Source organism: Micromonospora sp. NPDC048169 (genome assembly GCF_040652815.1).
GTDB lineage: Bacteria > Actinomycetota > Actinomycetes > Mycobacteriales > Micromonosporaceae > Micromonospora.
Genome location: NZ_JBEZMS010000013.1, coordinates 77,003 through 88,766 on the forward strand (window position 1 = coordinate 77,003; position 11,764 = coordinate 88,766).

Consider the following 11,764-nt stretch of genomic DNA (forward strand, 5'->3'; position numbering starts at 1 on the left):
AGGGGCCTGCCATCACCGAAGCGCTCGGTTGCCTGGGCGGCCCGCCAGGTTCAACCGGCTGCCCGCCAGGCCTCGGTAGCTGACGATCCGGCCGCCGCGAACGACGCCGACGCAGCGTTCCCACTCGTCGTCGGCACCGCTGCGCCTGGCGTCGAAGTGCACCACCGCGTCGACCGCCGGCCACGGCTCCAGCACGGTTGCGTTGCCGTGGTCGTCCCGGCCCAGGCGCACCCCGCGCGAGTCGATCGCGACGATGCTGCGTCGATGCCGGATCGCCCGGACGCGCGGGGCGCCGGCGATGGCGAGCGGGACACAGCTGAGCGAGCCGACGAGCACCATGGCGCTCTGCTGCGGCCAGGTGAGGACGCCCACGACGACGAGGAGCACCGGCAGGAGGAAGAACAGGAGCAGGGTGAGGGCCGACCGTACGCCGAGGCGGACCTCGTACGAACCCGGCTCCCTCGTCGTACCCACGGACGACACCTTACGGGAGGGCCACGCCCCGATCAGTGTCTGCCGTGGACTGACTCGATCCCCATGCCGTGTAACTCGGGGCCGCAGCCGTTCTCCAAGGCTCGACGCCGGCGGGGACGTGGCGACCGGCAGGCGTCATCAACCCGGTGGGGACAGCACGGCTGTGAGCAGGGCGGTCAGAGCCGGAGCCGCATCGGGCCGGCCAGGGAGCAGGCCGGCAATCTGAGCGGCCATTCGATTGCGTTCGTCAACGTCGGCTTGCGCGGCCAACGCGGACAGGCCCTCGGGTAGGTCGGTGAGCTGATCGGCAAGGATGGCGGCTATCGCTTGATGGGCGAGGCTGGAGAGGGGCAGATCGTAGAGCAGTGCTTCGAGCCAGGCGCAGGCTTGCAGGAGCGTCGCCGACTGGGCCTCCAGTGCCGCGCGGACCTGCGTGTCCAGGTGCTGATGGTCGGTCAAGCATCGGTACGCTTCGGGCACGCCGATGGCTTGGGCGAGGGTGACGATCGCGGAGTGCGCGAGCACGGTGGCGTCGGCTTCGCCGGCAACAAGGCCATGCAGGATTGCCCTGGCATCGACCTCGTCGAGGATCTGGGGATGAGCCGTGAGGAAGGCTTGTGATTCCTCCCAGGTGCTGGTGTTCATCCACTCTCTGAGGGTGTCGTCCAGGATGAGCCGTCGGTAGGCGGTGTCGATGTTCGCCTCTGTGGCCTCGCGCAGGATCGTTCGGTGCAGATCGATGAAACCCTCATTGCCGAGCAGTGCGAGCTCGTCGAGCACGGGCTTGATGGCGTCGGTAAGTAGCTCTGGGTGGAGACGCAGGTAGTCCCGGGATTCCGTCCAGGTCGCGGTGTCGAGCCAGCCGACCACGAGCTGCTGGCTCTGGTCAGTGATGAGGAGCCAGGCGGGACGATCCGGGTAGGCCTGCTGCACCAGGTCGGGCGCGCGGTGCTGGAGACGGCGTAGTAGCTCGCGGGCCCGGACGAGTACCGGCGGTGGGACATCGTCTGCCTGGACGATGTCGACGAGGTGAATGATCGCCTCTTCCGGATGCTCGTCGACCAGGCCCGCCGCCCACTCGGCGCGGAGGCGGTGCACCACGTCGGTCCGGTCCGGGAAATCCCGCAAAACCTCGCTGAAGTTGTTTCGCGCCGCCACTGGGTCCGTGGTGATTCGTCGGAGGTTGTTCAGTGACGTGGCGAGGTCGGGTAGCCAGGCGTCGGGGTTGTTCTGGGCCAGCCGCCGCCGGATGGTGACGGCTTCCTCGGTGGGGGCGAGGGCTTCCTCGCGTCGCCCGGCCTCGGCGAGGCTGACGCCGAGGTTGTTCAGGGAGGCGGCGAGGTTGGGCAGCCAGGCGTCGGGGTTGTTCTGGGCCAGCCGACGGTAGATGGTGACGGCTTCCTCGGTGGGGGCGAGAGCTTCCTCGCGTCGCCCGGCCTCGGCGAGCCTGACGCCGAGGTTGTTCAGGGACGAGGCGAGGTCGGGCAGCCAGGCGTCGGGGTTGTTCTGGGCCAGCCGCCGCCGGATGGTGACGGCTTCCTCGGTGGGGGCGAGGGCTTCCTCGCGTCGCCCGGCCTCGGCGAGCCTGTTGCCGAGGTTGTTCAGGGACGAGGCGAGGTCGGGTAGCCAGGCGTCGGGGTTGGCCTCGGCCAGCCGCCGCAGCGGGGCGAGACCCTGCGCGCCGGCCTGCACGGCGTAGGCGGAGAGGTAGCGTCGCAGGTAGGGATCGGCCTGATCGGGCCGTCGCCCGTCGTCTGTCTGCTCGAGCAGCAGCCGGAGGACCGCTTCCGCGGCCACCTCCGCCGTGGGGCGGCCCGCCACCGTTTGTGTCACCGAACGGAGATGGGTGACGAACTCCCTGTGGTAGAGCCGGTAGACGGCTCGTCCGTCCTGCTCGTCCTCGACGATGTAGCGGCCGTAGCGCTCGAGGACCGCGTCCACCACGTCCGGCCCGTACGCGACGCCTGTCGTTCCCAGAGTCGTGGCCATGCGCTGCCAGAGCTCGCCCGCCGGCAGTCCACGCCCCTGCGCCCAGGCCAGCGCCCGCAGCAGGTCCTCGCCGGCCGCGGGGACCGGCCTGCCCTCGATCTCGATCGGGTCGACGGTGGCGAGGTCGGCGGCGAACGCCTCGGTGATCGACCCGCCGAGCAGCGTGGCCCAGCCCTGCCGGGTGGGGTTCAGCATGCGCCGGGCAAGGGTGCCGGTGACGATACGCGCGTAGAGGAACCCGCCGGCGTCGCCGACCGCGCGCCGGGCGATCTCCGCAGCCACCAGGTCGACCTGCTCGTCGGGGTGACCACCGCCGGCCAGGCGTCGCCGTGCGTAGTCGGCGATGTCCTGCTCGGCGTGAGACTCCGCCGCCAGGTCGAAGACCCTGCTGCTCTGCGGGACCATCGTCAACGCCGCGTCACCCTGCTCGGTGGTCTCCCGCCCGTCGGCGATTCGGGCTTCGTAGGCTCGGGCCCGGGTGGCCAGCAGGATCTTGGCCACCCGGCCCAGTGGCTCGATCAGATCCATACGCAACTGGCCGGCCTGAGCTGGTGCCGCCTCGTCCAGACCGTCCAGGACGATGACCGGGGGCACGTCCAGCCGGGACACCTCGGCGACGAGTTCGGCGGGTGTGGCCGGCTGCGCCAGGCCGAGGTCGTGAGCCAGGCTGGTGATGGTGGCTGACACGTCCAGTCCACGCAGGTGCACGGCGGCATCGACGCTGCCGGTGCCCGGGTCGGCGTCTTCAGCGTCGAGAGGCGCGTGTCGAAACAGGTCCGCTCGCCGCGTCGGGTCGGACAGGGCGGCTATGCGTCCCACCACGGCTGACTTGCCGCAGCCGGCCGGGCCGGTGACCGTGTAGATGCCGGGCTGTGGCTGCCTGAGCCAGCCGACGATGTCGGTCAGGACGGCGTGGCGGCCGGTGAAGAACCAGCCCTCGTCGAGCCGGTCACCGCCCTGGGCCGCTCGGACCAGATGCTCCACCAGCTCCGGCCGGCTGGTGGGCCGCCATCGGGGGTTGTGGAACACGGGCAGTGCGTCACCAGTCTGCACATCCACCAGACGTTGGCCGCAGTCGTCCGGCCATTCCCGCAGTGCGGCCTGAATCAGGTCACTTCCGGTGATGCCTCTGGTACGCACTGCCCACTGGGCGCGGTAGGCGCCCGTCGGCCCGTCGGTGAGCAACCGGGTGAGCTGATCGACGAGCAGGCCCTGCCCGTCGGCTTCTTCGTCGGGTTGCGCGGCGGCCAGCACCCCCAGCCAGGCTCGGCGCCCCGGCGGCAGTGACTGGCGGGCCCACGCGGCGATGGTCTTTCGGGCCACCTCGACCGTCCCGGCGCCCGCGTAGCAGGTGTCCAGCACGATCAGGGCCTGGTCGGCGACGGCTCGGGCGTGTTCGGCCAGCTTCCGCGGCTCGTAACTGGTGTCGGAGAAGGCCGGGTCACTCTCGATGGCCAGCAGATGCAGCTGGCCGTCGTCGTCCTTCCTCGCGTGGCTCGACCAGGCCACCAACGCCGCTGCCGGCTGGCCCGCGGCAACGCTGGCTGCCCGCCAGGCAGCGAGCTGGCCCGGCAGGCTCTCGTGGCGCGGGTCATCGATCCGGGTGGTCCGGAAACCGAACTCGCCCAGCCTGTCGGCCAGTGCGTCCATCTGGTCCCGCGCCCCGTCCAGCGGCTGCTGCCCCGACACCGGGAGGTAGTCCTCCACCGCGACACCGAGGAAGTAGCGTGCCGGCCCCTGGTCATCCATCCTGGCCGTCCCACACCATCACGTGCCTGGTCACCGGCTGCCCGCCGCCTCGGGGTGCCACAGCCACCTCGTACAGACCGGGTGGGAGACCTCCGACGGCGCGGGTGTAACGGCCCTGGCCGCGGTTGGCCATGGTCACCGCTGGCGGTGCTGCGGTGGCGTACGCATCGGTGATCGTCACCGCCAGCGCCAGCTCGTCACTGTCGGCGGTAACGGTCACCGTGAGGGGTTCACCCGGCGACACCATCTCCGGCACCCGCACCCCGAAGGCTCGCGGGTCACTCGGGCCGCGATGGAACCGGCGGATCTGGGTGAGGGCGAACTCGATCCCCTCACGTACGCCCCGGTCGTCCGGGAGGGCGCCGTGGGCCTGCAGGTGGGCCCGCTCCCGTGGCCCCTTGCCCTGAAGCTCGGGCGGCACGGCGGACAGGAACGGCACCCGGCCGTCGCCGCCCTCGTCCTGCCCGTCGATCTCATTCGACCACACATATCCGTCGCCGTCGGGAAGCATGACGGTCGGCGTGGGCTGGGCGAAACCGATGATCGGGTGAATCTCGTACGGGGATGTGTCACAGCGATCGCGAACGCCGTCCGCGATCTCACGATGAAAGGCTTCCGCATCGGCCAGCAGGGCCTTGTCCGGACCTTCGACGGGAACATCCCGCACGTACTGCAGCCCGTCCGGTTGGGCCACGCAGGCATAGGTCGGCACCAACTGATGCAGCGAGGGCAGGCTTCGCGCCAGGGCGGTGAGCCTCGCGAGTTCCCGATCCCGCACCCTCAGCCCGTCCACCAGATACCGCAGTGCCGGAAGTGAACCCCGGTACGGAGTGCCCATGGTCACCAGCGATCGGCACATCGCCGCCCCGCCCAGCACCTCCAGGAAGTACCGGACCACCAGGCCGCCCATGGAGTGGCAGATGAACACCAGCCGGGCCTGTGGATGCCCGGCCCCGCGCCAGCGCTCCAGCGCCGGCACCACCACCCGCTCCAGTTCTGTGGCGTTGTACCGGTTGGACAGGCGCCAGTCGTAGGGGAAGACGACGAGGTTGCCCGTACGGCCTGCCTCCGTCGGGTCCAGGGTGAACCGCTGCCGCAGCCAACGCACCAACCGCCGGTAACCGACCACCGGAGACCACACGCCGGGGATGACGTGCACCCCACCCAGAACGTCGACGGCAACCACCCCGTCTCCCGGATGCTCGTCGCCGATGTCGCTGGGCAGACGCAGCGCGGCGACTGAGCCGAGAGCGCTCACCAGTCCTCGCCAACCGGCGGCCGGCGACACGTCCCATACCGGATCGCCATTTCTGGCCAGAGCGCTGCCCATGATGCCCGGAACCACCACGACGAGATCCGTAACGGGGTGTCGCTGCAAGTGTCTGCCCTTCCGCCTCGATGATCGAGATTGACGGCGGTCCGATCAGTGACGTGAAGTGTATTTGCGTGGCAGTGGCGATGATCCGGGAGAACGAGTCGTGGTTCCGACACGGGGACCGCCTGCCGTGCCTCACTACGTACCCCTGCCGTCAGGCCGAACAGGCGGCGGGCCGGTCGATTCCGACCGGCCCGCCACCCCCGGGGGTTCAGCTCTGCGTGACCGCCTTCCCGCTGACCCGCAGCTGGTCGATCACCGCGGCGACCTCGGGCAGCCGCTCCCGGTAGACGTTCGCGGCGAGGCGCTGCGAGTACGTCTCGTAGATCGCCGCCAGCTCACCGGCCCGCTCGATGGCGACCGCGTGGATGCAGTTGCCCAGATACTCGTTGGGGGAGCCGGGGCTGTCCGCGCCGGAGCAGGACGGTCCGAAGATGGGCGCCTGCCCGACCCGGGGGTCGATCTCCGACATGGTGTCGGGGCAGGGGTCGCCGGGCGTCGCCTGCGTGCAGGGCGCGTAGTCGGACTCGGCGATGGTGTACGCCCGGCTGATGTGGGTGTCCGGCAGTTCCCGCCCCACCGGCGCGCCGGGGTGGCGGTAGTCGCTCGGCAGCAGGTTGCCGCCGAGCAGGTACGCGCTGAGCGACGCGTCGGAGTCCAGCGCCACCGGGAAACCGAGCTTGGTGTACGCCTGCAGCAGCCGGAACGCCTTCGTGACGTCCTTGGCGGCCGAGCGGAGATCCGAGGTCGGGTCCGCGAACTTCCGGTTGACCACCTGGTAGTACTCCTTCTGCTTGCCCCACAGCATCCGGTCGGCCAGGTGGCGCGCGATGGTCAGCCGCTCGGGGTTGTCGGCGAAGCCGGCACCCGCCTCGAACGCCGGCAGGTGCACCGACTCGTCGTCGTAGGTCATGTAGTAGACCTCGTCGTAGCAGTATCCGGTGGGCGGGTTGTCCCGGGTGCTCCACGAGCAGACGATGCCGGCGCTCTTCGTGTTGCGCCACGTCCGTACGTCCATCCAGAAGTTGCCCTGGTTGACGCTCATCTGGGCGTGCACAGTCAGTTGAAGGTCCGCCCTGGTGGTCTCGAGGCGCGGCCCGGTGGTGGTCCGGTGGTTGACGAGCTCCGCGTCGTAGCAGATCCGGAAGTGCGGCTCGAACTGCTCCTTCGTGCCGTGGGCGAGCAACTGGAACGCGCTCGGCAGGTCGGCGAGCCGCACGTTGGCGGGGATGCGTACGGCCGGCAGCGGACTGAACGGCGCGCACCCGGCCATCGTGCCGTTCCCGTTGTAGGCACGCGGCTGCTGGCCGGTCCAGTACGAGCGGGTGTTCGTCAACCGGGTCGGCGGCATCTGGTCCGGCCCGTACCACGGGTTGTATCCCCCCTTGGTGACCGAGTCGCGCAGCTTGCGCAGCTCGGTGGACTGGGCGTTGACGGCCGTCCTGTAGTTGTCCACCAGCCCGGTGAACAACGCGTTGCGGTGCCCGTCCGGGGTGGGCCGGCTGAACCGGCTGGAGGCGTCCACGATCTGCTGACCGGAACGGCCGATCCGGGCGGCGAAGGAGTCGTCGCCGGTCATGTCGCCGGCCAGCGCCGGGTTCTCCAGCGCCAGGGCGGTGAAGGGCCGCGTCGACATCGTCCAGACCCCGGCGTGCGGTGTCTTCGTGGTGGCCGGGTACGACGGATCCCAGGTGCGGGCCAGGTAGGACAGGTAGTCGATGGCGCCGTAGGGGCTCTTCTCGTCGAGCACCCGCACCGGATCGACAGTCGACTGCGACCATTCCGCCGGCGTGAGGACGAAGGGCGCTCCCGCGGCCGTGGAGGTCGCGGAGGTGAACAGCCGGCCCTCCGTCTCGTCGTACTGGGCCACCGAGAGGGGACGCCCGGTGCGCGCCTTGTATCCGACGTAGGTGTTGATGACGAACTCGGTGTCGTTCAGCGCGCTCTTCTTCAGCGCCTCCTGCATGGAGAGGCTGAGCTGGTCGACCTTCGTCTCCAGGCCGTAGATCTGCTGCTTGATCGCGTCGATGTCGCGGATCACGCCGCTCAGGTCGTCGCGCATCCGCAGCAGGACCGACATGATGTCGTCGTAGATCGCGGAGAGCATCGCCTCGACCCGGTCGAACCGCTCGTGCATCTCGGTACGCAGCTCGCCGACCTGCTCGCGCAGCTTGCCGATCTCCTGCATCACCAGTTCGTGCTCGCTCGGGCCGGAGCCCATGAACATCGGCAGCAGGGTCATCACGGCGCCGAGCACGTTACCGGTCAGCACCACTGTGCTCAGCGACCCGATCGCGTCGCTGAGGCTGAGACCGGCCACAGTGGGCAGGTACTTGTTGATGGCGGTGGCGATGCCGACCGCCGCCTTGCCGATCGCCAGCACCTCCTTGCCGGCTTTCTCGTCGGCGAACCCGGCGAGCGTGGCCAGGATGGTCACCGCGGACTCGGCGGCGTCGATCGCCACCTGCCGGCCGGCGGCCTCGGCCAGCGCGGCCGTGTAGTCCTGCGGCGTCGGCTTGGGGCCGGGCCCGATCGGATACTTCAGGTCCGCGGCGGCCAGCTTCTTGATGACCTCCGCGTTCTGCTCGGCGACCTTCTCCAACGCGCCGCGCAGCTCCGTGCGCAGCTCCGCGAGGTACGCCTGCTCGTTGCCCAGGTGCTCCAGGATCGCCTCGGTGTTGACGTAGGAGGCGAGCAGCGGGTCGGCGAGCAGTTGCTCGGTGGTCGCGGTGGAGCGCACGTTGAGCTGCGCGCCGATCTCCCCGTCCCAGGCCGCCGCGAGGTCGGCGTCCTGCGCCGCCGCCCGGGTGAGCTGCCCCCACGCGCGTTCCTGCTGCGCGTAGAGCGCATCCATCCACCGGTAGTTCTGGTACGCGCTGGTCACCGCGTCCTCGACCTCGGCCGAGGCGGTGATGGTGCCGCCGACGGTGGCGTCCAGCAGCCCCTTGACCATCGGCGCTCCGATGCTGACACCGGGGACGCCGGAGAGCGCGTCGATCAGCTTGATCACCGTGGCGTACGTGGTGCGGGCGGTGGTGTCGGAGATGCCCGCCGCGTTGACCGCCTGCCGCGTGGCGACCAGGTGCCGCACCACGTCGTCGCGGGACGCGCCGGCGTTGCGGCCCCGCCAGTCGAGCAGTTCCGCGGTGACCACCAGGTTCTTCAGGCCCGCCACGCCGCCGTTGTGCGCCCGCAGGTACGCGGCGAACACCCCGTCGTGGAACTTCGCCGCCTCGTAGTCCACCGCCTCAGCCGCCACCGCCGGCGTCGGGGACACGACCACCACCGCCGCCACGACCGCGGCGACAAGTGCTCTCCATCGCCGTCGGCGGCGGGGAGCCCACACCATCACACCCACTGGGATTCCTCCGGATCACTCCGCGCCACCGGGCGGTGAGCGCAGAGCGCAGCCTGTGGCCGCGTGCGTCCCGCCGGCCAGGGGTGGATGTCCCGCACCCGCCGGACGCCGCCGCTCAACCGCGCGGTGGGGTGTCGCCGTCCCGCGTCGCCCGGGACCGGTGCCCCTGGCGGGCCGGGACGGCATGCCGGTTGACTGCCCGGCATGACCGACACCTCGCCGGACCACATCCCGGCCCATGTGAAGAACTCCTATCCGACCTGCTCCGAGTACACCCGGACGCCCCGCCTCACCCCACCGCCGGCCGTCGCCCCGGGCGCGCTGGCCGATTCGGCGAGTGCCCGGAGGTGTCCGAGTGAACCGGGGCTGACGTGACCCCGCCCGTCCGGTGCGTCAACTTGGTTGTGTGCCGCCGCCCGGCCTGGCAGCCTGGTTGCCTCGGTCTGAGGAGAGGCGGCCATGACGCGTAGGTTCCTGCGGCCGGATGACCTGCACGGCCTGGTGTCGGAACAGTTCGGCTCCGATCGGCGGCTCGCTGCCCTGGACCGGCTCACCGGCGGCACCAAGAAGGGCGTCTACCGGCTTCGGCTTGACGACCGGACAACAGTGATGCTGTACGTGTGGGCCACGGACGAGAACTACTGGCCACCGTCGCCGGCCGTCCCGGACGACCCGTTCACCGATGCCTCGGGCGCGGATCTCTTCGCCGCCGGCCACGCGGCGCTCACCGCTGCGGGAGTGCGCGTACCGCACCTGCTGATGATCGACCGGGAGCGCCGGCACCTCGACGCCGACATCGCGCTCGTCGAGGACGCCGGCGCGCTGCGGCTGGAGGCGCTACTGGAGCACGACCGGGCCGCCGCCGCCACGCCGCTGTCCGCGCTCGGTGACGCCCTGCGTCGCATGCACACCGCCTTCGGCCCGCGTTACGGCAAGGTCGCGGACGTCGGCCGGGGTGAGGCGTCCCAGGCTCGACGCCCGGAGGACGTGATCGTCGACCGCGCGCTCGGCCATCTCGACGTGGCCGCGGCCCGCGACGCCCGGCTGGCCGACGCCCATCACCGGGTCGCCGCCCACGTACGCCACCTCAGGGGCGCGGTCACCGCACGCGAGGAGTACGGGCTGGTGCACGGTGAGCTCGGCCCGGATCACGTGCTCGTCACACCGGCTGGTGAGGCCGTCATGATCGATTTCGAAGGGCTGGCGTATTTCGATGTCGAATGGGATCACGCCTGGCTGCAGATGCGCTTCGGTGAGACGTATCCGGCGCTTCGGCCGGTCGATCTCGATCCCCACCGGCTGGAGTTGTACCGGTACGCGCAGACGTTGTCCTTGATCGAAGGGCCACTGCGGATCGCGGACACCGACTTCCCGGATCGGAAGTGGATGCTGGACCTGGCCGAGTGGAACATCAACAAGGCGCTCGCCGCGATCTGACGGCGACCTCAGTCGGCCGGACCGACGTGTGCCGCGAGCAGGCGCCACCCCTCGTCCTCGTCGAGGATCCATGTGCGCGTGTAGCGGACCCGGGCGAGGAACGGCTCGCCGGCAAGGGTGCCTTCCAGCGTGCCGAGGAACCATGTCACCCCGGTGCCGCCGACCACGAGCGCCGCCAGGTCCTCCTCGTGGACCCGGGTCATCGTCTGCTGGCCGGACCGGTGCGCGTGCAGGTCGTCCTGCTTGGAGTAGAGCCGGCCGTCCGGCCCGGTGAACACGAGGCGGTCGTCGATCAACCGATCCAGCGCCGCAACGTCGGAGGACAGCTGGGCTTGTTGAAGACGCCGTTCAGCGGTGCGTAAGTCCTCGACCGTGGTGCTGTCCGCGTCGCCGTTCCCAACGGGAAAACCATCGTCCTTCACTGTAGATAAGTTAACAGCGATCTCCGGGGAGCGGTATCGGGCAGATGACCGGCTGTGCAGGTCATCTGCGGTGGCTAGGTTCGCCCGGTGCCTAACGTAATCACTGCGGCGTCCGCAGGTACCTGGACTCTCGGCGACCTGACCGTCAACCGGATCGGATTCGGCGCGATGCGCCTGACCGGCAGGGGCGGTGTGGCGAGCGACCGCGAGCGCGTCATCGGCGTGCTGCGCCGGGCGGTCGAACTCGGGGTGAACCACATCGACACGGCGGCGTTCTACTTCTCGCCGCTGCGTTCGGCCAACGAGCTGATCAATACGGCGCTCTCGCCGTACGCCGACGACCTGGTCATCACCACGAAGGTCGGGCCGGGCCGCGACCCGTCCGGAGAGTGGCTGCCGCTGGCCCGCCCCGACCAACTGCGCGGACAGGTCGAGGAGAACCTGCGCCAGCTCGGCCGGGACCACCTGGACGTGGTCAACCTGCGCCAGCACGGGCTGGAGTCGGTCGCGGAACACTTCGGCGCGCTGGCCGACCTGCGCGACGCCGGCCTCATCCGGCATCTCGGCCTGTCGAACATCCGCCCGCAGCACCTCGCGCAGGCACAGGCGATCGCCCCGGTGGTCTGCGTGCAGAACCCGTACGGCGTCGACACCCGGCGCGTGCACGACCAGCTCGTGCGCACCTGCGGGGAGCAGGGCGTCGCCTTCGTGCCGTTCTTCGCGATCGCCGGCGACGGACGTGAGGCCGGCGGGGTGGCCACGAACGAGGCGGTGGCGGCCGTCGCCCGGGCCCACGGGGCGACGCCGGCACAGGTGCGGATCGCGTGGACCCTCAGCCGCGGACCGCACATGCTGGCCATCCCCGGCACGGGCGACCCCGACCATCTGGTCGAGAACCTAGCCGCCGGGGCGCTGCGCCTGTCGCCGGAGGAACTGGCCGGCCTCGACTAGCGGCGCCCC

7 protein-coding genes are annotated in these 11,764 nt (G+C 70.4%); 2 read left to right on the forward strand and 5 right to left on the reverse strand.

The window, feature by feature from the left end; translation table 11 throughout:
* Nucleotides 1-12: 12 nt before the first annotated feature.
* From AB0D28_RS14230 to AB0D28_RS14245, 4 genes are all read right to left on the reverse strand, one after another.
* Nucleotides 13-474, reverse strand: coding sequence for a hypothetical protein (locus tag AB0D28_RS14230; protein ID WP_357385721.1), 462 nt, complete (start codon nt 472-474; stop codon nt 13-15).
* 138 nt (nt 475-612) lie between these two features.
* The gene (locus AB0D28_RS14235; protein WP_357385723.1) at nt 613-4,212 is read right to left on the reverse strand and encodes a tetratricopeptide repeat protein; all 3,600 of its coding nucleotides are present in this window, start codon (nt 4,210-4,212) and stop codon (nt 613-615) included.
* The gene (locus AB0D28_RS14240) at nt 4,205-5,542 is read right to left on the reverse strand and encodes a hypothetical protein (protein WP_357385725.1); all 1,338 of its coding nucleotides are present in this window, start codon (nt 5,540-5,542) and stop codon (nt 4,205-4,207) included. The genes AB0D28_RS14235 and AB0D28_RS14240 overlap by 8 nt, the downstream gene beginning before the upstream one ends.
* A 256-nt stretch (nt 5,543-5,798) precedes the next feature.
* Nucleotides 5,799-8,864 carry a hypothetical protein gene (locus tag AB0D28_RS14245; protein WP_357385727.1) on the reverse strand — a complete coding sequence of 1,022 codons (3,066 nt, stop codon included), beginning with the start codon at nt 8,862-8,864 and terminating at the stop codon, nt 5,799-5,801.
* Nucleotides 8,865-9,404: 540 nt separating this feature from the next.
* On the opposite strand from AB0D28_RS14245, the gene AB0D28_RS14250 reads away from it, so the two are divergent.
* A complete protein-coding gene (locus tag AB0D28_RS14250; protein WP_357385729.1) occupies nt 9,405-10,382 on the forward strand; it encodes an aminoglycoside phosphotransferase in 978 nt (325 codons plus the stop codon).
* A gap of 8 nt (nt 10,383-10,390) precedes the next feature.
* Here AB0D28_RS14250 and AB0D28_RS14255 read toward each other — a convergent pair whose 3' ends face one another.
* Complete coding sequence (locus AB0D28_RS14255; RefSeq protein WP_357385731.1) at nt 10,391-10,804, reverse strand: nuclear transport factor 2 family protein; 414 nt, start codon at nt 10,802-10,804, stop codon at nt 10,391-10,393.
* Between the two features lie 87 nt (nt 10,805-10,891).
* Here AB0D28_RS14255 and AB0D28_RS14260 point away from each other — a divergent pair, with 87 nt between their 5' ends.
* Nucleotides 10,892-11,755, forward strand: a complete 864-nt coding sequence (locus tag AB0D28_RS14260) for an aldo/keto reductase (protein WP_357385733.1) — start codon at nt 10,892-10,894, stop codon at nt 11,753-11,755.
* Nucleotides 11,756-11,764: the final 9 nt, after the last annotated feature.

What these genes read in the sequence shown, in the direction of transcription:
- AB0D28_RS14250 (WP_357385729.1), top strand. Translation starts at nt 9,405, where the DNA reads ATGACGCGTAGGTTCCTGCGGCCGGATGACCTGCACGGCCTGGTGTCG.
- AB0D28_RS14240 (WP_357385725.1), bottom strand. Translation starts at nt 5,542, where the DNA reads ATGGGCAGCGCTCTGGCCAGAAATGGCGATCCGGTATGGGACGTGTCG.
- AB0D28_RS14235 (WP_357385723.1), bottom strand. Translation starts at nt 4,212, where the DNA reads ATGGATGACCAGGGGCCGGCACGCTACTTCCTCGGTGTCGCGGTGGAG.